This window comes from Mycolicibacterium palauense, from assembly GCF_002592005.1.
In the GTDB taxonomy this organism is placed as follows: domain Bacteria; phylum Actinomycetota; class Actinomycetes; order Mycobacteriales; family Mycobacteriaceae; genus Mycobacterium; species Mycobacterium palauense.
Genome location: NZ_NVQF01000049.1, coordinates 1 through 18,934, shown reverse-complemented (window position 1 = coordinate 18,934; position 18,934 = coordinate 1). Strand labels below are relative to the sequence as shown.

The following is an 18,934-nucleotide window of genomic DNA, read 5'->3' as shown; positions in this document are numbered from 1 at the left end:
CGGGGCGACTACTCGCCCTGCGCGCGTCGTCGCCGCGTGACCGCCGGGCGGTCGGGCCCCAGCACCGCCTCGTAGTGGCCCAGCAGCTCGTCGCAGATCGCCGGCCAGGTCCGGGTGAGGACGCTGCGGCGGGCGGCCACCGAGTAGCGGGACCGCTCGGCGATCAGATGATCCACCGCCGCGGGCAGCCGCGCCTCGAACTCGTCGACCCCCAACAGCAGCCCGGTCTGCATCGGTGTGACCAGATCGCGCGGGCCCCCGGCGTCGGGGGCGATCACCGGCAGCCCGCAGGCCATCGCCTCCTGCACCGCCTGGCAGAACGTCTCGTGTTCGCCGGGGTGGACGAACACGTCCATGCTGGCGTAGGCCGCGGCCAGCTCCGCCCCGTAGAGCGCGCCGGTGAACACCGCCGAGGGCAGCACCGCCTGGAGCTTGGCCCGGTCGATCCCGTCGCCGACGACGACGAGCTGCAGGTCGTCACGGGCGGCCAGCGCCGCCAGCCGCTCGACATGTTTCTCGGGTGCCAGCCGTCCGACGAAGCCGACCACCGGCCTGCCCTCCGGTGACCACGCCGCGCGCAGCGCCGCGTCACGCGCCGACGGCGCGAACCCGGTGATGTCGACCCCGCGCCCCCACTTGTGCACCCGCGGGATGCGATGGGCGGCAAGGTTTTCCATCGCGTCGGTGGACGGTGCCAGGGTGCGGTCGGCGCGGCTGTGCAGCTGACGGGTCCAGGCCCACGCCGCCTTCGACATCATCCCGATCCCGTAGCTCTCGGCGAACCCGGCGACGTCGGTCTGGAACACCGCGACCGTCGGCACACCCAGGTGCCGGGCGGCGTGCAGCCCGCCCCAGCCCAGCAGCGCCGGGGAGGCCAGGTGCACCACGTCGGGGTCGAATCCGCGCAGCACCCGCAGGATCCGCGGCCACGGGATACCCAGCGGCAGCGAGGTGACCTTGGGGAACATCCGCGACGGCACCCGGTGCACACGGATCCCGTCGTGCAGCCGGTCGGCCGGCGGTTCGCCGCGCGGGGAATCCGGGGCGATGACGAGCGCTTCGTGCCCGGTGCGGCGAAGATGTTCGAGCACCCGCAGCACCGAGTTGGAGACGCCGTTGACATTCGGGAGAAAGCTCTCGGCGACGATCGCAACGCGCACAACTGAACCATGGCAGCAACGGCTTGCCGGAAGGTTGCGACGAGGCAGACGGGACACGAAGAGAACGCACCGCTAACCGCGCAACCGGGTACCGTGCAGACCACGGAAAGGGGGAAGACCATGCGATTGGCCAGGCACGCATCCGCGGCCGCGCTCTGTGCCGCCGTCGCGCTGGGCCTGGTCGCGACCGGCTGCAGCAACGTCATCGAGGGCACACCGCGCGCGGACCCACGCACCCCGGGCGTGGCGCTGACCGACGACGGCTTCGGGGTGGTCGCCGGATTCGACGACGCCCCGGTGCATCTGGAGATCTTCACCGAACCGCAGTGCACGCACTGCGCCGACCTGCAGCATGACTACGGCGAGGAGATCAGGAGCCACCTGCAGGCCGGGCGCCTCGCGGTGACCTACCGTCCGCTGACGTTCTTCGACGAGGAGTACTACCTCGACTACTCCGCGCTGGTCAGCAACGCGCTGTTCCTGGCGGTGGCACCCTCGACCAGCGCCGGGGACTTCCAGACGTTCGTCGAGGATCTGTGGGCCAACCAGGATCTGTCGTACATCGACTACACCGACGCCGACTTCGCCGAGATCGCCGAGGAGGCCGGGCTGGCCGCCCCGATCGTCGAGGACATCGACTCCGGCGCCCGCGGGGTGCGGGTGCAGGCGATGAGCGACGCCAACACCGCCGCGCTGATGGACATCACCGGGGGCCGGGCGGGCACCCCGACAATCTACGACCTCGACGCCAGGGAGGTCGTCGACGTCTCCGAACCCGACTGGCTGGAGAACCTCATCGCCAGTGCCTAGCTGCCGGGGGCCGCGGCATCCTGGTCCTCGCGCCGGCCGCGGGCGAGGCGTTTCTCCAGCGCCGCCAGCCCCACCAGCGCCGCACCGCCGGCGATCCAGGCGAGCACGGCGATCGAACCGGCGGGCACGATCGCCAGCGCGGCGTTGCGGTGCTGCACCCGCACCAGGTCGGGGTTGGAGCGGTCGTACTCCACGTAGATCCGCATGCCGGCATCCAACTCGGACGGGTAGAGCACCCCCAGCTCGGGCCGGTAGGTCACCCGGTCGGGGGTGACGAACTCGATCGTCGAGCGCCGCGGGCCCGCGCTGAGCACCTCCGCGGCCGCCACCCCCATGTCACTCTCGATGGCCAGGTCGTCGCGCCAGGCCCCCGCGACCAGCAGCACCGACTGCAGCGTGGCCAGTGCGACCAGGAACAGCACCACGATCCGCGCCCACTTGATCACCAGTCCGGCCCTGGTCCGCGGCGCCTGCCCGCCGGGGCCGTGGATCAGCACCCGCCCCCCGACACGGATGCGCGCCCGCAGCCCGGCCACCAGCGCCGACGGCACGGCTGACGACACGGCTACAGCGCCGCCTTGATCGAGGCGTGCAGCTGCCGCAACGACGACCGGTCGGCCTTGACCTCCAGCACCCGCATCCCCGGGTAGGGGTCGTCGAGCGCGGCCGCCAGATCGTCGACCTCGACCTGGTGGCAGTCGACGTGGTAGGCCCGGCACAGGGCGGCGACGTCCACGTCGTGCGGGGTGCCGAAGATCCGCGACGACACGTCGGAGAACCGCGGATCGCCCTGTTCGAGCAGCTCGAAGATGCCGCCGCCGTTGTCGTTGGACACCACGATGCTCAGCCGCCGCGGCACCGGCTCGGTGGGCCCGATCAGCAGGCCCGAGCTGTCGTGGACGAAGGTCAGGTCGCCGATCAGGGCCACGGTGCGCCCGCCGGTGCGGTCGTGGGCCAGCGCGGCCCCGATCGCGGTGGACACGGTGCCGTCGATGCCGGCCACCCCGCGGTTGGACCGCACCCGCACCCCCGGCTGGTTGAACCCGACCAGCGCGGCGTCGCGCACCGGGTTGGAGGCCCCGAGCACCAGCTGGTCCCCGTCGCGCAGCGCGTCGGAGACGGCGGCGGCCACGTGCAGCCCGGTGGTCAGCGGGTGGGCCCGCAGCTGGGTGTGCACCGCCGCCACCGCGTGCCGGTTGACCTCGGCGCAGCGGGCCAGCCACGCCGGGCGCGGCGCCCCGCCGGTGACCGCGCGGGTCCCGGTGGCCTGCGAGTTGCCCGACACGTCGGGCCAGCGCGGCCCGGTGGTCAACGCGTACACCGGCACCGACGGGTCGGCCAGCAGCGCCGACACCGGCCGGTGCAGGGTGGGCCGGCCCACCATGATGACCTGCTGGGGCCGCAGCAGCGGCAGGGCCAGCGGGTGCAGCGGGTTGGCGGCCGCCGGCGCGGTCGGCTCGGCCACCGTCGGCAGCTCGGCCAGGTTGGGGTGCACACCGGCGCCGTGCCCGGCGATCACCACGGTGTCGGGCGTCAGGTCGATCTCCAGCGGCTGGTCGAACGTCACCGGCGGGGTGTGGGTCCACGGCCGTTCCCCCGGACGCCCGTCGGGCACCGGGCCGTCGTCGAGGTCGGGCACCAGCGGCTCGCGCAGCGGGATGTCGAACTGCACCGGGCCGGCGTTGGCGGTGCGGGCACCGGTGGCCGCGACGAGCACCCGGCAGGTCGCCGACCGCCACTGCGCGTTGAGGGACTCAATCTTCTCCGGCGCGTCCTCGGCCAACCCGAGGCTGATCATGGCGCGCACCTGGGTACCGAAGTAGCCGAGCTGCTCCATCGTCTGGTTGGCGCCGGTGCCCAACAGCTCGTAGGGCCGGTTGGCGCTCAGCACGATCAGCGGCACCCGCGCGTAGTTCGCCTCCACCACGGCGGGCCCCAGGTTGGCCACCGCGGTGCCCGAGGTCATCGCCACGCACACCGGGGCGGCCGCCGAGGAGGCCAGGCCGATGGCCAGGTAGCCGGCGGTGCGTTCATCGATGCGCACGTGCAGCCGGATCCGGCCGGCCCGGTCGGCGTCGGCCAGCGCGAACGCCAGCGGCGCGTTGCGCGAACCCGGGCACAGCACCACGTCGCGGACGCCGCCGCGGATCAGTTCATCGACGACGATGCGGGCCTGTGCCGTCGAGGGGTTCACCTGTACAGGTTGTCACACCCGCGCGGAGCCGAAGAATTTCAGGATCTCGGCGTTGACGTCGTCGGGGCGCTCGATGAAACCCAGGTGGCCGGTGTCGGGGAATTCGACGTAGCGGGCGCGCGGGATGGCCTCGGCGACCTCCGCACCCAGGTAGGGCGGCAGCACGATGTCGTCGGCGAAGCCGATCACCAACGCCGGTGTGGTGATGGCCCGGTAGGCCGACAGCCGGTTGCCGGCCGGCCCGACGTCGAGGTGGCGGCGCATGCCCGGGGTCGCCGGGGTGGGCCACATGGTGAACATCTCGATCCAGTCCCGCACGAACCGGTCGTCGTTGAGCGATTTGGGCGAGAAGCTCTCCAACATCCGCATCTTCGCGTCGTACTCCGGCGGCAGCTCGATGCCGGCCTCCAGCCGGGCGATCTCGGCGCGGATGAAGAACTCGCGGGCGCGGTCGTTGCGGCCCCGGGTGGCCATCAGCACCGCCTGGCTGACCAGCTCCGGGCGGGCCAGCATCAATTCCTGGGCGATGTAGGAGCCCATGGACACCCCGACGATGCGCACCGGGCCGCCGACCAGTTCGTCGATGAGCGCCGCGGTGTCGGCGACCATCGTCTCGGTGGTGAAGGCGTCGGCCTTCTCGGTGGCGCCGATACCGCGGTTGTCGAAGGTGATGCAGCGGTAGCCGGCCCGCTGGAATGCGGGTACCTGGTACAGGTGCCAGGTACGGCCCGCCCCTCCGCGGCCTGCGATGAACAGCACCGGGTCCCCGGCGCCGCGGTCGTCGTAAGCCAGATTGATCACCCGGCCACGGTAGCCGAGCACGCCCCGCGCCGCCGAAGCCGGCGGCGCTACCCGGCGGTGACGTCGCCGGGGGTGGACCGCGCGCGGGTGCGGCGGCGCACCCGGGCGACGGCCTGCTGCCACAACAGGCGGCTGCCCGCCGCGATCGGCCCGGGTTTCAGTGCGTCCCGCGACAGCAGCCCGGTGGCCGCGGCCCGCGTCGCCGCCGACGCCTTCGACATGTGCCCGGAGTCGAACGGCGGCGCCGGGTCGTACTCGATGAGCAGCTGGATCGCCTGGGCGCGGCCCTCACCGGCGATCCGCGCGGCCAGCCAGAACGCCAGATCGATGCCCGCCGAGACGCCGGCGCAGGTGACGATCCCGCCGGGGTTCTGTCCCGGCTCCAGGCCGACGACGATGCGCTCGTCGGACACCGCTTCGGCGCCGAACACCTTCAGCGCCGGCAGCGTCGACCAGTGCGAGGTGGCCCGGCGGCCCTCGAGCAGCCCGGCCGCGGCCAGCACCACCGATCCCGAGCACACCGAGGCCGTCCACCGCGCCCCGGGGTGCACCGCGCGCAGCCAGTCCAGCAGCCCCTCGTCGCGGGCGGCCTCGGCGCAGCCCGGGCCGCCGGGCACCAGGACCACCTCCGGCGCCGGTGTCTCGGCGAAGGTGTGGGTGGCGCCGACGACGAGCACCCCGGAGTCCGCGGTGACCGGGCCCGGTTCGTGCCACACGAACCGCACCCGGGCGTCGGGCAGGTTGCGCAGCACCTCGTAGGGGCCGATGAAGTCCAGGGCAGTGAAGCCGGGATAGAGCACGATGGCGATCTCGGTCATGGGGAATCCTCTCTGGGCCGGCGGAAGGTCTTGCGGTAGTGGTCGGGCGACACCCCGACGCGGCGGACGAAGGTGCGGCGCATGGTTTCCGCGCTGCCGAACCCGCAGCGCCCGGCGATGACGGCCACGGTGTCGCCGGTCTCCTCCAGCTGGCGGCGGGCCGCCTCGGTGCGGACCCGCTCGAGGTAGCTGCCCGGCGCCTCCCCCGTCTCCTCGGTGAACACCCGGGTGAAATGCCGCGGGCTCATCGCGGCGCGGGCGGCCAGCGCGGAGACGCTGTGCGCGCCGCCGGGGTCGGCCTCGATCCACTCCTGCACGTCCCGCAGCGGCGCGCGGCGGGCCCGCGGCATCCACACCGGCGCGGCGAACTGGGTCTGCCCGCCGGGCCGGCGCAGATAGAGCACCAGCCAGCGGGCCACGGTCTGAGCCACCTCGGTGCCGTGGTCGTCCTCGACGAGCGCCAGCGCCAGATCGATGCCCGCGGTCACGCCCGCGGCCGTCCACACCCGCTCCGAGCTGCGCACGAAGATGGGCTCGGGGTCCACGTGCACCGCCGGGTACCGCTGGGCCAGCCGGCGGGCGTAGGCCCAGTGGGTGGTGGCCCGGCAGCCGTCGAGCAGCCCGGCCTCGGCGGCCAGGAAGGCTCCGGTGCACACGCTGACCACCCGTCTGGCCCGTTCTGCGACCGCCCGTATCCAGCCGATGAGGACGGGGTCGTCCTGCGCGGCGGGGGTCCCGGTCCCGCCCGGGATGAGCACCGTGTCCGGGTGGGCCCCGGGGTCGAGCAGCGGCGCGGCGAGCATCGACAGGCCCGTGCCCGTGTCGATCGGGCGACCGTCCGCCGACACCAGCGTCACCCGGTAGCCGTCGGCCCGGCCGTTCCCGGTGTTTCCGGTGCCCAGCACCGCGGTGGCCGCGGTGAACACCTCGAACGGCCCGACCACGTCCAGGGCCTGGACTCCCGGGTACCCCAGGATCCACACCGAGCGCGTCATGGTTCCCATCGTCACCCCGGGAGGCCATGGCGTCTACGCCATGCACCCCACAGATCAGGACATGGCTCGGGTCTCCAGCAGGGCGTGACAGCGGCGGATCCGCTGCAGCCACCAGTCGCGGCGGGCGGCCGGCGCGCGCAGGTCGGCCAGCCGGGCGGGGTCCGGGATCACCGGCGCGACGGGCAGCGCGCCGTCGACGGGCGCGGCCGGCTCGGCGACGTCCTCGACGAACAGGCTGCCGGTGCCCAGCCCGCAGGCGTAGTCCAGCCGCGGCAGCGCCGCGGCCGCGGTCAGCCCGACCCCGATACCCACCGCCGAATCCAGTGCGCTGGAGATCACCACCGGCACGTCGACCTGCGCGGCGATCGCCAGCAGCGCGGACACACCGCCCAGCGGGGCCACCTTGAGCACGGCGACGTCGGCGGCGCGGGCACGCACGACGTACAACGGATCCTCGGCCTTGCGGATGCTCTCGTCGGCGGCCACCGGGACGTCGATCCGCCGGCGCAGCTCGGCCAGCTCGGGGACCGTCGCACAGGGCTGCTCCAGGTACTCCAGCGGGCCGTCGCGGGTGAGGGCGGCCGCGGCGGCCACCGCCTCCTCGACCGTCCAGCCGCCGTTGGCGTCCACCCGCACCGCCGGCATCGCCTGCCGCACCGCGGCCACCCGGGCGACGTCGTCGGCGAGGCGCTGCCCGGGCTCGGCCACCTTGACCTTGGCGGTGCGGGCGCCGGGGAAACGGGCCAGCACCTCGGGCACCTGCGCGGCGGGCACGGCGGGCACGGTGGCGTTGATCGGGATCCGGTCGCGGCGCGTCGGCGGCGCCGGTGCGTAGGCCGACTCGATCGCCGAGGCCAGCCAGTGCGCCGCCTCGGGATCGTCGTACTCGACGAACGCACCGAACTCGCCCCAGCCCGCGGGGCCGTCGATCAGCACCAGTTCCCGGGTGGTGATACCGCGGAAGCGCACCCGCATCGGCAGGCACACCACGTGTGCCCGGGCCAGCAGGTCGTCGAGGTCGGGCCGCATGCGCCCGATCGTAGGGGTGATTTCGGTGCAGCTGGTCCCGCCCAGCGGGACCAGCTGCACCGAAATCACAGGTGGTCGGCGAGGAGCTGGGCCAGGTGGCGGCCGCGCCGGTCGGTGAGGTCGGCCAGCTGGGTGCGACACGAGAACCCGTCGGCCAGGATCTCGGTGGCCGGATCCGCGGCGGCCACCGCGGGCCGCAGCTGGTGGTCGGCGACGGCCACCGACACCTCGTAGTGGCCCTTCTCCACCCCGAAGTTGCCGGCCAGCCCGCAGCACCCGCCGAGGCGCTGCACCGTCGCACCGGCCGCGGCCAGCAGCCGCTCGTCGGCGGTCCAGCCCATCACCGCGTGGTGGTGGCAGTGCGGCTGGGCCACCACCGCGCGGCCGGCCAGCGCCGGCGGTGTCCAGCCACGCTCGGTGAGCAGCTCGGCCAGGGTGCGGGTGCGCGCGGCGACCGGCTCGGCGGCGTCCCCGATCAGTTCGGCGGCGTCGGAACGCAGCACCGCGGTGCACGACGGCTCCATCCCGACGATCGGCAGGTCCGGCCGGCGGTCCAGCGCCGCCACGGTGCGCCCGAGGATCTTCTTCGCCGCGTCGAGCTGCCCGGTGGAGATCCACGTCAGCGCGCAGCACTGCTGGCGCTCGGTCAGCCGCGGCGCGTAGCCGGCGGCCTCCAGCACCGCCACCGTCGCCCGGCCGACCTCGGGGGTGAAGTAGTTGGTGAAGGTGTCGACGAACAGCAGCACCGGATCACCCGAGGGCGCCGGGGCGCGGTCGGCGAACCAGCTGCGGAAGGTGCGGGGCGCGAACGGCGGGATGGTGCGCCGCCGGTCTACCCCGGCGAGCGAAAGCCCCGCCGCGCCGATCCCGGGTAGCCCCGTCAGCGCGTTGACCGCCCGGGGAGCCCGCGACGCCAGCGCGGCCCAGCGCGGCAGCCAGCCCAGCGAATAGTGCGCCGCCGGGCGCCGCCGGCCGCGGTAACTCTGGTGCAGCACCTCGGATTTCAGCGCCGCCATGTCCACGCCGGTGGGACAGTCGGACAGACAACCCTTACAGGACAGACACAGATCGAGGGCCTCGTGGACCTCCGGGGCGCGCCAGCCGCCGGTGACCACCGACCCGTTGATCATCTCCTGCAACACCCGCGAACGGCCCCGCGTGGAGTCCTTCTCCTCCCGGGTGGCCAGATACGACGGGCACATGACACCGCCGGTCGCGCTGTTGTCCGCGCGGCACTTGCCCACTCCGGTGCAGCGGTGCGCGGCCTGGGTGAAGTCCCCGCCGTCGTGTCGGTAGGCCAGGGCCAGGTCGCGGCGGATGATCGGCGCCGCGGGTTCGCGCAGGTCGGCGTCCAGGGGGCGGGGGTCGACCAGCACGCCGGGGTTGAGCAGGTTGTCCGGATCGAAGACGTGTTTGACCGCGGCGAACAGTTCCAGCGCCTCCGGGGAGTACATCGTCGGCAGCAGTTCACTGCGGGCGCGGCCGTCGCCGTGCTCGCCGGAGAGCGATCCGCCGTAGCCCGCGACCAACCCGGCCGCGTCGGTGAGGAACCGGCGGAACATGGTGACCCCGGACGGTTTCTGCAGGGGGAAGTCGATGCGGATGTGCAGGCAGCCGTCGCCGAAATGCCCGTAGGGCAGCCCGGTCACCCCGTAGTCGGTCATCAGGGCGTCGAAGTCGCGCAGGTAGGCGCCGAGGCGCTCCGGCGGCACCGCGGCGTCCTCCCAGCCGGCGTGCGCGGGCAGCCCGGCGGGGCTGCGGCTGGACAGCCCGGCGCCGTCGGCGCGGATGCGCCACAACCGGGCGGCCTGGGCGGTGTCGGTGACCACCCGGGCGTCCAGGGCTCCACATCCGCGGGCCACCGCGTCGGCCGCGGCGACGGCGGCCTCGGGAGAGGCGGCGGTGACCTCGACGAACAGCCACGCCGATCCTCCCGGCAGCGGCGGAACGGCATGCGGGCCGCGGCGTTCGACCAGCACGTCGACGATCCGCGAGTCGATGCCCTCGCAGGCCACCGGGGCGTGGGTGAGCACCTGCGGGGTGGCGTCGCCGGCGGAGGCGATGTCTGGGTAGCCCAGCACCACCAGGATGCGGTGGGCCGGTTCGGCGACCAGACCGACGGTGGCGCGGGTGGTGACCGCGAGGGTGCCCTCGCTGCCGACGATCAGGCGCGCGACGTCGAAACCGTTCTCGGGCAACAGGTTCTCCAGCGCGTACCCGGACACCTGGCGGCTGAACCGGCCGAACTCGGTGCGGATGGTGGCCAGACCCGCCGCGGTGATGCCGCGCAGTGCCTCGCCGGTGGCGCCGGTGCATCCCGGTGAGAGCTCCAGCGCCGCACCGGTGCCGGTGAGCACCCGTTGCGCAAGCACGTTGTCACTGGTCCGACCGTAGCCCAACGCCCTTGTGCCGCAGGCGTTGTTGCCGATCATCCCGCCGATGGTGCACCGGCTCGACGAGGACGGGTCCGGCCCGAAGCGCAGCCCGTGGGGTTTGGCCGCGCGCTGCAGCGTCTCCTGCACCACCCCGGGTTCGACGACCGCGGTGCGCGCGTCGCCGTCGACCTCGAGCACCCGGTTGAGGTGCTTGCTGAAGTCGAGGACCACCCCCGCGCCGACGGCGTTGCCGGCGATGGAGGTCCCGGCACCGCGGGCGGTCAGCGGCACCCCCGCCTCTCGGCAGACCGACAGCGTGGCGGCGACGTCGTCGACGGCCCGCGGGCGGACCACCAGCAGCGGCGGCACCCGGTACAGCGAGGCGTCGGAGGAGAACGCGGCGCGGGTGGTCGTGTCGGTCAGTACATCGGTCACACCGGCGCGGCTGAGCAGGGCGGCGAGGGCCTCGGCATCCACTCGTAGCATGCTACAAGCCCCCGCGGATTGTTACAGTGAGTCGTGGCCGCGGCGCTCCCCGACATCGAGCCGCTGGCGGCGGCGCCGGGCCGGCGGATGGAGCAGGCGATCGCCGCGGTGCGCGCGGCCATCGACGACGGGCGGATGAGGCCCGGCGTGCGCTACTCGGTCTACCAACTCGCCGAGGCCCTCGGCGTCTCCCGCACCCCCGTCCGCGAGGCGCTGCTGCGCCTGGAGGAGGTCGGGCTCATCAAATTCGAGGCCCGGCAGGGCTTTCGGATCCTGCGGCCCCGCGCCACCGACATCGCCGGCATCTTCGCGGTCCGCCTGGCGCTGGAGGTCCCGGCCGCCCGCCGGGCCGCCGGAACCGGCGGGGAACTCGCGCGCGCACTGCGCCGGCAGCGGCGCCTGATGCACGCGGCGGCCCGGCACGGCGACGACACCGCCTTCGCCCGCCACGACCAGGGGCTGCACGACCTGATCATGGCCGGCGCGGGCAACGAGCGCGCCCGCACCATCGTCCGGGGGCTGCGCGAGACCACCCGGCTGCTCGGCGCCGCCACCGCCGACAAGACCCGCACGTTGGCCGACATCGACGCCGAGCACGCCCCGATCGTCGACGCGATCGCGGCCGGGGACGGCGAACGGGCCGCCGACGCGATGCGATCACACCTGGTCAACACCGGCAAGCTGCTCGTCGGGCAGGCCCTGCAGGCCGAGGGCGCCGACGCCGGGCCCGCCGCGGTGGACGCGCTGTGGACGGGGTCGGTGTACTAAAACTGGAACACGTTCTAATCTGGGCCCATGAGTGACGAACTGCTGCGCCATCCCGTGCACTCCGGCCACCTTCTGGTCGGCGCCCTCAAGCGGCACCGCGACAAGCCGGTGCTGCACCTGGGCCAGACCACACTCACCGGCGGGCAGCTCGCCGACCGGATCAGCCAGTACATCCAGGCGTTCGAGGCACTCGGCGCGGGTACCGGCGCGACCGCCGGACTGTTGTCGCTGAACCGGCCCGAGGTGCTGATGATCACCAGCGCCGGGCAGACGCAGGGCTACCGCAGGCTGGCGCTGCACCCGCTGGGCTCGCTCGACGACCACGCCTACGTGCTCGCCGATTCCGGGGCCACCACCCTGATCATCGACCCCAACCCGATGTTCGTCGAGCGCGCTCTGGGCCTGCTGGACAAGGTCGACGGCCTCAAGCAGATCCTGACGATCGGGCCCGCCCCGGCCGAGCTGACCGAGTCGGGGGCCACCGTCGTCGACCTCAACGCCGAGGCCGCCAGGTACGACCCGCGCCCCCTGGCGGCCGCCGACCTGCCGCCCGACCACGTCACCGGGCTGACCTATACCGGCGGCACCACCGGCAAACCCAAGGGCGTCATGATGACCTCGCAGGCCACCACGACGATGACCACCATCCAGCTCGCCGAGTGGGAGTGGCCGGAGAATCCGCGCTTTTTGATGCTGACCCCGCTGTCGCACGCCGGGGCGGCCTACTTCCTGCCGACCCTGATCAAGGGCGGCGAGATGCACGTGATGCCCAAGTTCGACCCGGGCGAGGCGCTGCGGGTGATCGAGGAGCAGAAGATCACCGCCACGTTCGTGGTGCCCGCGATGCTCTACGCCCTGATGGACCACCCCGATTCACGCACCCGGGACCTGTCCTCGCTGGAGACCGTGTACTACGGCGCCTCGGCGATCAACCCGGTGCGGCTGGCCGAGGCGATCGAGCGGTTCGGGCAGATCTTCGCGCAGAACTACGGCCAGTCCGAGGCGCCGATGGCGATCAGCTATCTGGCCAAGAAGGACCACGACGCCGAGCGGCTGTCCTCCTGCGGGCGCCCGACGCTGTTCGCCCGCTGCGCGCTGCTGGACCCCGAGGGCAACCCGGTGCCCCAGGGCGAGGTCGGCGAGGTGTGCGTGTCCGGGCCGCTGCTGTCCGGCGGCTACTGGAAGCTGCCCGAGCAGACCGCCGAGACCTTCTCCGGCGGCTGGCTGCACACCGGCGACATGGCCCGCGAGGACTCCGACGGATTCTGGTTCATCGTCGACCGGGTCAAGGACATGATCGTCACCGGCGGGTTCAACGTGTTCCCCCGCGAGGTGGAGGACGTCGTCGCCGAGCATCCGTCGGTGGCCCAGGTATGCGTGGTCGGCGCCCCCGACGACAAGTGGGGCGAGGCGGTCACCGCGGTGGTGGTGCTGCGCTCCGACGCCGCCACCGACGAGGCGGCCGTGGCCACCATGACCGCCGAGATCCAGGCCGCGGTCAAGGACCGCAAGGGCTCGGTGCAGGCGCCCAAGCAGGTGGTGATCGTCGACGCGCTGCCGCTGACCGGGTTGGGCAAGCCCGACAAGAAGGCGGTGCGGGCGCGGTTCTGGGAGGGCACGTCCCGGTCGGTGGGCTAGTCACCGAGACTGCAGATCCTGACGGGCCCTCCTGGGCAAACGTGTCAACTCTTGCAGCTTCGGCGCGTCAGATCAGACCCTCCCGGGCGGCGACCGAACCGCCGTCGCCGGTGCTGAACACCTCGATGGCGACGTCCTCGTCCAGATAACTGCCCGTCGAGGTCAGCCCCGGGGTCGCCGCGATGATCGCGTTGGCGGCGTCGCCGCTCAGCGGGTACTCGGGCACCCGGTGCCGCCAGTGCGCGGCCAGCACGGTGGCATCCGGGGCCAGCCGGGGGATCTCGCGGCGCAGCACCGCCGCCAGCAGCCGGCCGTCGAGGTAGTAGGCCACCTCGCTGAGCACCAGCAGATCGAACGGGCCGTCGGGCCAGCCCTGATCCAGCGACCCACGGCCCAGCGTCACCCGATCCGCGCAACCGGCGTCGGCGAGCCGTCGCCGCGCCGCAGCCAGCGCCGGCTCGGCGACGTCGACGGCGCTCACCCGGTCGCACACCTCGGCCAGTCGCTGCGTCAACATGCCGATCGAACACCCGGGTTCGAAGGCGTGCCGGTAGCGGGCCCGCGGCAGCAACGCCACACTGATCGCGTACTTGCGGCGCTCATACCAACGCGACGCCAGCCGCCACGGATCCTCCTCGGCGCGGTACATCTTGTCGAAGTAGTCGTCGGGCAGACGCGTCATCACCGGAACAACACCTCACCCACCGCCAGCAGCCGGTCCACCACCGCGGACGGGATGGTCGGCGCCGACCCGTCCCGGCCCGGCCCGAACTGGCTCGGGAAGCACTGTGCGGCCCGCTGTTTGCGGATCCGGGCGCGTTCGTCGAGGGGCACCTGGAAGGCCCGCTCCCAGGGGACCGCGGCATCGCCGGGACGGGCCCAGTGCCACATCCACACCGGATACTCCACGAACACCGCTGCGCACCGGCCGGCGGCCACCGCGGCGGCCCGGCCGACGGCCTCGTGGTCCGGGTGACCGTCACCCCGCCAGGTGGCCGCACACCACACCCCGGGCCCGGCCCGGTCGAGCTGTGCGGCGACCCGCTCGGCGATCGCGGATTCGAACTCGGCGAGCCGGCCATCCGGGAAGCCCAGACGCACGGGTGGCGCCACGCCCAGAACCGTTGTGGCCGCGTCCAGTTCGCTGCGCCGCGTGTGCTCCAGCCGGAGCCGACCGGCATCGGAGAGGCCGGGGACCGCTCCACCGCCGTCGCTGACCGACACCACCTGGACGGGCACGCCGCGGTCCGCCAGCTGTGCGGCCGTGCCACCCAGGCCCAGCGTCTCGTCGTCGGGGTGCGGGGCGACGATCACCAGCGCCGGACACCCGGACGGGTCCAACTCCGGAAGCCCTGGCGCGCAGAGCCAGTCACGCACCGGTGTCCCCCCACCCGCGAGCGGCATCGCGGCGAACCGAGCGCCGTTGGCGGACCGGCCGCTCACCGCTGCCGTCCCGCCAGCCGGCCCAACTCGGCCAGATCGCGTTCGGCGTGGCTCTGCCGCACGTAGATGGTCAGGTCGGCGACCCGCGCGGCGTGGCGGCCGTCCCGGGACAGCGGCCCCGGTCCCAACGCCCGGCCGGTGCGGATGATCGACTCCTGCACCGCATGCTCGACGACCGCCCGCACACGGTGTGCCGTCAGCTGCGCGGCGCCCGCACGGTCGAGCGGGTCGGCGTCGATCTGCGCGGCCGCCGCGTCCAGGATGGCCTGGGCCGCAGCGATCGCTGCGTCGACGGCGCCGAGGTGGGCCAGCGCGTGTTCATCGGCGCGGCCGGCGCCGGCGCGGTGGTAGAGGGGCTGGCCGACCGCGCGCGCCGCGCCCAGCCAACACGCGGCGACCCCGATCGCACCGTGCCAGAACCCGGGCCTGCTCAGGTAGTCCCCCGGCGCTCCGACCGGTACCGCGCGGGCACTGGTGAACTGCACCGAGCGGGTGTCGCTGGCGGCCATCCCGGCGTTGCGCCAGGTGCTCGGCAACGCCCGCACCCGCGGGTCGGTGACGGCGACGGCGTACAGCGCGCGGTCCCCGCCGGCGACGCGCGCGGTCACCAGCGCGTGGCTGCAGATCCCCGCCCCCGAGCACCACGGTTTGGTCCCCGACAGCCGCACCCCGGCGGGCCCGTCGTCGGTGGCCGTCAGCACCGCATCCGAGGACTCCGCCGCCCACACGCCCCACAGCTGCCCTGGTTCGGGCGGCTTGCCGTCCAGTTCGTGCAGGATCGCCGCGGCGTCGGTGTGGGCCTCGGCCAGTCGCGCCGCCACCACATCCTGCTCGGCCAGGGCCATCAGCTGCCGAAAGCGGGTCGCGCTGGCCCCCGATCCCGGCAGCGGCAACTCCAGCCGGCCGGCCTCCAGCCATTGCCGCACCAGTGCGCCGGCCGTCATGCCGGATCCGGGGTTTCGCGGGACAGGTCACGCAGGTGGTCGGCGAATCCGCCGGGCGCGCGCCCGTCGCGGCGCGCCGAGGTCGTCACCGACAGCCCGGCGTCGCGGTGGATGCGGTATCCGTGCTCCTCGAACCGGCGCACCAACGCGACGTCCTCACCGGTGGGCAGCGGCGCGAAACCGCCCACCCGCCAGTAGGCCTCCGAGCGGAAACCCATATTGGCCCCGTGCACGTGGTCATGACCCTGGGTACCCGAACCGCTGCGGGAACCCCGATAGGCCCGCAGGTAGCGCGTGATGGCTTTCGGGGCCAGCTGGCGCCAGTCGGCCACCCGGACCACGCCGAGCACCATGTCGGCCCGCGCGCTCAGCTGGCGGACCAGCCAGTCCGGGTCGACGCGGCTGTCGGCGTCGGTGCACGCATACCAGACGCCGTCGGTGGACTTCGTCAACGACCGCGCATAGGCGAACCCCGCGGCGCGGGCGGCGCCGACGTTACCGGCCTCGACGGTGACGAAATGCGTGTCCGGCCCGAACCGCGCGGCCAGGTCGGCGCTGCCGTCGTCGCAGCTGTCGAGCACCACCACCGTGGTCACGGGAATTGGGGCGGCCAGCACCGCAGTGCGCATGGCACGCAGGCACTTCGGCAGACAGCGCACCTCGTTGTGCGCGGGTATCACCACTGCCGCCTGCTCGCAGGAGGCCCTGAGCGGATCGATCATGAAGTGTTAATAACCACTCTGGCGCAATTCAACCCGCCGCACCCTGCGGCGCTCGGCTGGCACGATGGGGCCATGCAGTTACCGGCCGCCGTGATGTTCGACTTCTCCGGCACACTGTTCCGTCTGGAGGAGGACGACAGCTGGTTCGAGGGCATGGCCGTCGACGACCAGCTCGTCGACGGCCACGTCCAGGCCGAGTTGATGCGCCGGCTCACCGCGCCCACCGGCTCGCACGTCCAGATGTCCCCCGAGCAGTACCACGCCTGGGTCAGCCGCGACCTCGCCCCGCACCTGCACCGCGAGGCCTACCTGCACGTCCTGCGCGAGTCCGGAGTGGCCGACCACCACGCCGAGTCGCTGTATCAGCGGGTCATCTCGCCGTCGTGCTGGACGCCCTACCCGGACACCGCGGTGGTGTTGCGCCGGCTGGCCGAGGCCGGCATCAAGACCGCGGTGGTCTCCAACATCGCCTTCGATCTGCGCCCCGCGTTCGGGGCGATCGGGGCCCGCGACGACGTCGACGAGTTCGTGCTGTCCTTCGAGGTGGGTGCGGTCAAACCGAACCCCGCCATCTTCACCACCGCGCTGCAGCGCCTCGGGGTGCCCGCCGAACAGGCGGTGATGGTCGGCGACAGCGAGGAGGCCGACGGCGGCGCCCGCGCGGTGGGCTGCGAGTTCGTCCTCGTCGACCCGGTGCCCACGTCGGCGCGGCCCGACGGTCTGCTGACCGCCCTGCGCGACCGCGGCCTGCCCGTGTAGCCGGGCGGCGAACGGCCCGGCCGACGAGGGGCCACCTAGAGTCGACCCGTGAGCGAGAACCCCTTCAACCCGGCGTTGTGGCAGCCCGTGCCGGAGTTCGCCGACCTGACCGATGTGACCTATCACCGCCATGTGGTCGACGGCCGCCCGATGCCGACGGTGCGGGTGGCCTTCAACCGGCCCGAGGTGCGCAACGCGTTCCGGCCGCACACGGTCGACGAGCTCTACCGCACCCTGGAGCACGCCCGCATCTCCCCCGACGTCGGCGTGGTGCTGCTGACCGGCAACGGGCCCGCGCCCAAGGACGGCGGCTGGGCGTTCTGCTCCGGCGGCGATCAGCGCATCCGCGGCCGCACCGGCTACCAGTACGCCAGCGGGGACACCGCGGACACGGTGGACGTGGCCCGGGCCGGGCGGCTGCACATCCTGGAGGTGCAGCGGCTCATCCGGTTCATGCCCAAACCGGTGATCTGCCTGGTCAACGGCTGGGCCGCGGGCGGCGGGCACAGCCTGCACGTGGTGTGCGACCTGACCCTGGCCAGCCGCGAGCACGCCCGGTTCAAGCAGACCGACGCCGACGTCGGCAGCTTCGACGGCGGGTTCGGCAGCGCCTACCTGGCCCGTCAGGTGGGCCAGAAGTTCGCCCGCGAGATCTTCTTCCTGGGCCGCACCTACACCGCCGAGCAGATGCACCACATGGGCGCGGTCAACGAGGTCGTCGACCACGCCGAGCTGGAGAACGTCGCCCTGGAGTGGGCGGCGGCCATCAACGGCAAGTCGCCGCAGGCCCAGCGGATGCTCAAATACGCCTTCAACCTGCTCGATGACGGCCTGGTGGGCCAGCAGTTGTTCGCCGGTGAGGCCACCCGGCTGGCCTACATGACCGACGAGGCCGTGGAGGGCCGGGACGCCTTCCTGGAGAAGCGCCCGCCGGACTGGAGCCCGTTTCCCCGCTACTTCTAGCGCGATTTCGGTGCAGCTGGTCCCGCTGACCGGGACCACGCGCACCGAAGTCACTGCTGCGAAGATGGTCTCCCGTGCGGATCTTGCTGGCAGCGGCCTGGGTGCGGGTGCTGTGCTGGTGCGCGCTGGCGGCGGTGATCGTCAGCGCGGCCGGGCTGGCGGTGTCGGCGGGGCGGCCGATGATGCTGCACTGGCCGGCGGGCACCCTCGTCTTCGCGGCGGCGGTGCTGGCCGTCGGCGGCCTGGGCGCCTGGCGCTCCGAGGGAATGCGCGCGGTCTACACCGACCAGGTCGAGGGCCTGACCGCCGGGCAGCGCCGGGCGGCGGTCAGCGCCGTCCACCGCGGCCCGGCACCGGCGGATCCGGACGCGCTGGTCGCCGCGATCCGGCTGGGCACGGTGTACCTCGATCAGGCCGATCGCGCCCGGCGCCGCAACGTCGCGGCCTACCTCGGAGTCGGGGTGGTCTCGCTGGTGCTGCTCGTACAGGCGCTGATCGCCGACGACGTGTGGGCACTGGGCTACTGGCTGGTGCTGCTGGTCACCCTGCCCGTCGTGGCCTGGTGGTCGGGCCACCGGGTGCGGCGGGTCCGGCGGCAACAGCAGGTGCTGGTGAACGCCCGGCGGGAGCGCGACGAGCGGGACCGTAGGATGCTGAACCCGTGAGCACGCTGCGCCGCAAGCTGACCGAGGCGATCACACTGACCGCGATGCGTCCACCGGTCAGTCTGCCCACCGGCACCCACATCGACCTGCGCGGCAAGCGGGTGGTGGTGACCGGGGCCTCGTCGGGCATCGGCGCGGCCGGCGCGGAGAAACTGGCCACCGCCGGGGCGACGGTGTCGGTGGTGGCCCGCCGCGCCGAGCTGCTCGACGAGGTGGTCACCCGGATCGCCGACGCGGGCGGGCCCACACCGCCGCCCGACCCTTACACCCAGCTCCGAGACCACCAGACCAAGGCTGAGCACGCATAACACCTCTACCATGTGAACACAAAAGAATACGTGCCATCGTCACTGACTCCCTACCA

General features: G+C 73.2%; 19 protein-coding genes. 7 read left to right on the top strand and 12 right to left on the bottom strand.

Annotation, left to right across the window (positions count from 1 at the left end; all coding sequences use genetic code 11):
- Positions 1 to 8 precede the first annotated feature (8 nt).
- On the bottom strand, positions 9 to 1,160 hold the full coding sequence (locus CSR00_RS18545; protein ID WP_099023894.1) for a glycosyltransferase family 4 protein: 1,152 nt from the start codon (positions 1,158 to 1,160) through the stop codon (positions 9 to 11).
- A 120-nt stretch (positions 1,161 to 1,280) separates the two neighbouring features.
- Here CSR00_RS18545 and CSR00_RS18540 point away from each other — a divergent pair, with 120 nt between their 5' ends.
- Positions 1,281 to 1,970: a DsbA family protein gene (locus CSR00_RS18540; protein ID WP_176562135.1), complete on the top strand. Its 690-nt coding sequence runs from the start codon at positions 1,281 to 1,283 to the stop codon at positions 1,968 to 1,970.
- Here CSR00_RS18540 and CSR00_RS18535 read toward each other — a convergent pair.
- From CSR00_RS18535 to CSR00_RS18505, 7 genes are all read right to left on the bottom strand, one after another.
- The gene (locus CSR00_RS18535; protein ID WP_099023919.1) at positions 1,967 to 2,485 is read right to left on the bottom strand and encodes a DUF3592 domain-containing protein; all 519 of its coding nucleotides are present in this window, start codon (positions 2,483 to 2,485) and stop codon (positions 1,967 to 1,969) included. The genes CSR00_RS18540 and CSR00_RS18535 overlap by 4 nt on opposite strands.
- A 50-nt stretch (positions 2,486 to 2,535) precedes the next feature.
- Complete coding sequence (menD, locus tag CSR00_RS18530; RefSeq protein WP_099023892.1) at positions 2,536 to 4,164, bottom strand: 2-succinyl-5-enolpyruvyl-6-hydroxy-3-cyclohexene-1-carboxylic-acid synthase; 1,629 nt, start codon at positions 4,162 to 4,164, stop codon at positions 2,536 to 2,538.
- 12 nt (positions 4,165 to 4,176) lie between these two features.
- Positions 4,177 to 4,962, bottom strand: coding sequence for an alpha/beta fold hydrolase (locus CSR00_RS18525; RefSeq protein WP_099023918.1), 786 nt, complete (start codon positions 4,960 to 4,962; stop codon positions 4,177 to 4,179).
- A 50-nt stretch (positions 4,963 to 5,012) separates the two neighbouring features.
- On the bottom strand, positions 5,013 to 5,783 hold the full coding sequence (locus CSR00_RS18520) for a DJ-1/PfpI family protein (RefSeq protein WP_099023891.1): 771 nt from the start codon (positions 5,781 to 5,783) through the stop codon (positions 5,013 to 5,015).
- Positions 5,780 to 6,778: a GlxA family transcriptional regulator gene (locus CSR00_RS18515; protein WP_099023890.1), complete on the bottom strand. Its 999-nt coding sequence runs from the start codon at positions 6,776 to 6,778 to the stop codon at positions 5,780 to 5,782. Before CSR00_RS18515 ends, CSR00_RS18520 begins: the two co-directional genes overlap by 4 nt.
- Positions 6,779 to 6,832: 54 nt before the next feature.
- Positions 6,833 to 7,807: an o-succinylbenzoate synthase gene (locus CSR00_RS18510; RefSeq protein ID WP_099023917.1), complete on the bottom strand. Its 975-nt coding sequence runs from the start codon at positions 7,805 to 7,807 to the stop codon at positions 6,833 to 6,835.
- A 65-nt stretch (positions 7,808 to 7,872) separates the two neighbouring features.
- A complete protein-coding gene (locus tag CSR00_RS18505; RefSeq protein WP_099023889.1) occupies positions 7,873 to 10,668 on the bottom strand; it encodes an FAD-binding and (Fe-S)-binding domain-containing protein in 2,796 nt (931 codons plus the stop codon).
- A gap of 33 nt (positions 10,669 to 10,701) precedes the next feature.
- Between CSR00_RS18505 and CSR00_RS18500 the strand changes: the two genes are divergently transcribed.
- Both CSR00_RS18500 and fadD8 read left to right on the top strand, forming a co-directional pair.
- Positions 10,702 to 11,436, top strand: coding sequence for a GntR family transcriptional regulator (locus CSR00_RS18500; protein ID WP_407662471.1), 735 nt, complete (start codon positions 10,702 to 10,704; stop codon positions 11,434 to 11,436).
- Between the two features lie 27 nt (positions 11,437 to 11,463).
- On the top strand, positions 11,464 to 13,074 hold the full coding sequence (gene fadD8, locus CSR00_RS18495) for a fatty-acid--CoA ligase FadD8 (RefSeq protein ID WP_099023888.1): 1,611 nt from the start codon (positions 11,464 to 11,466) through the stop codon (positions 13,072 to 13,074).
- 67 nt (positions 13,075 to 13,141) lie between these two features.
- Here fadD8 and CSR00_RS18490 read toward each other — a convergent pair whose 3' ends face one another.
- From CSR00_RS18490 to CSR00_RS18475, 4 genes are read right to left on the bottom strand one after another with little or no spacing between them, the layout of a single operon-like run.
- Positions 13,142 to 13,756: an SAM-dependent methyltransferase gene (locus tag CSR00_RS18490; protein ID WP_099023887.1), complete on the bottom strand. Its 615-nt coding sequence runs from the start codon at positions 13,754 to 13,756 to the stop codon at positions 13,142 to 13,144.
- Entirely contained in the window at positions 13,756 to 14,478 is a 723-nt protein-coding gene (locus CSR00_RS18485; protein ID WP_099023915.1) for a PIG-L deacetylase family protein, read from the bottom strand. The genes CSR00_RS18490 and CSR00_RS18485 overlap by 1 nt, the downstream gene beginning before the upstream one ends.
- 35 nt (positions 14,479 to 14,513) lie before the next feature.
- Entirely contained in the window at positions 14,514 to 15,461 is a 948-nt protein-coding gene (locus CSR00_RS18480) for an acyl-CoA dehydrogenase family protein (RefSeq protein WP_099023886.1), read from the bottom strand.
- Positions 15,458 to 16,183, bottom strand: a complete 726-nt coding sequence (locus CSR00_RS18475; protein WP_099023885.1) for a glycosyltransferase family 2 protein — start codon at positions 16,181 to 16,183, stop codon at positions 15,458 to 15,460. Before CSR00_RS18475 ends, CSR00_RS18480 begins: the two co-directional genes overlap by 4 nt.
- Positions 16,184 to 16,255: 72 nt before the next feature.
- Here CSR00_RS18475 and CSR00_RS18470 point away from each other — a divergent pair, with 72 nt between their 5' ends.
- The 4 genes from CSR00_RS18470 to CSR00_RS31645 all read left to right on the top strand — a co-directional run bounded on the left by CSR00_RS18470 (position 16,256) and on the right by CSR00_RS31645 (position 18,878).
- Entirely contained in the window at positions 16,256 to 16,942 is a 687-nt protein-coding gene (locus CSR00_RS18470; RefSeq protein ID WP_099023884.1) for an HAD family hydrolase, read from the top strand.
- 48 nt (positions 16,943 to 16,990) lie between these two features.
- Positions 16,991 to 17,905, top strand: coding sequence for a 1,4-dihydroxy-2-naphthoyl-CoA synthase (locus tag CSR00_RS18465; RefSeq protein ID WP_099023883.1), 915 nt, complete (start codon positions 16,991 to 16,993; stop codon positions 17,903 to 17,905).
- 74 nt (positions 17,906 to 17,979) lie between these two features.
- Positions 17,980 to 18,570: a hypothetical protein gene (locus CSR00_RS18460; protein WP_099023882.1), complete on the top strand. Its 591-nt coding sequence runs from the start codon at positions 17,980 to 17,982 to the stop codon at positions 18,568 to 18,570.
- The gene (locus tag CSR00_RS31645) at positions 18,567 to 18,878 is read left to right on the top strand and encodes an SDR family NAD(P)-dependent oxidoreductase (protein ID WP_328514733.1); all 312 of its coding nucleotides are present in this window, start codon (positions 18,567 to 18,569) and stop codon (positions 18,876 to 18,878) included. Before CSR00_RS18460 ends, CSR00_RS31645 begins: the two co-directional genes overlap by 4 nt.
- Positions 18,879 to 18,934: the final 56 nt, after the last annotated feature.

What these genes read in the sequence shown, in the direction of transcription:
- CSR00_RS18540 (WP_176562135.1), top strand. Translation starts at nt 1,281, where the DNA reads ATGCGATTGGCCAGGCACGCATCCGCGGCCGCGCTCTGTGCCGCCGTC.
- CSR00_RS18520 (WP_099023891.1), bottom strand. Translation starts at nt 5,783, where the DNA reads ATGACCGAGATCGCCATCGTGCTCTATCCCGGCTTCACTGCCCTGGAC.
- CSR00_RS18515 (WP_099023890.1), bottom strand. Translation starts at nt 6,778, where the DNA reads ATGACGCGCTCGGTGTGGATCCTGGGGTACCCGGGAGTCCAGGCCCTG.
- CSR00_RS18510 (WP_099023917.1), bottom strand. Translation starts at nt 7,807, where the DNA reads ATGCGGCCCGACCTCGACGACCTGCTGGCCCGGGCACACGTGGTGTGC.
- CSR00_RS18505 (WP_099023889.1), bottom strand. Translation starts at nt 10,668, where the DNA reads ATGCTACGAGTGGATGCCGAGGCCCTCGCCGCCCTGCTCAGCCGCGCC.
- fadD8 (WP_099023888.1), top strand. Translation starts at nt 11,464, where the DNA reads ATGAGTGACGAACTGCTGCGCCATCCCGTGCACTCCGGCCACCTTCTG.
- CSR00_RS18490 (WP_099023887.1), bottom strand. Translation starts at nt 13,756, where the DNA reads ATGACGCGTCTGCCCGACGACTACTTCGACAAGATGTACCGCGCCGAG.
- CSR00_RS18485 (WP_099023915.1), bottom strand. Translation starts at nt 14,478, where the DNA reads ATGCCGCTCGCGGGTGGGGGGACACCGGTGCGTGACTGGCTCTGCGCG.
- CSR00_RS18480 (WP_099023886.1), bottom strand. Translation starts at nt 15,461, where the DNA reads ATGACGGCCGGCGCACTGGTGCGGCAATGGCTGGAGGCCGGCCGGCTG.
- CSR00_RS18475 (WP_099023885.1), bottom strand. Translation starts at nt 16,183, where the DNA reads ATGATCGATCCGCTCAGGGCCTCCTGCGAGCAGGCGGCAGTGGTGATA.
- CSR00_RS18470 (WP_099023884.1), top strand. Translation starts at nt 16,256, where the DNA reads ATGCAGTTACCGGCCGCCGTGATGTTCGACTTCTCCGGCACACTGTTC.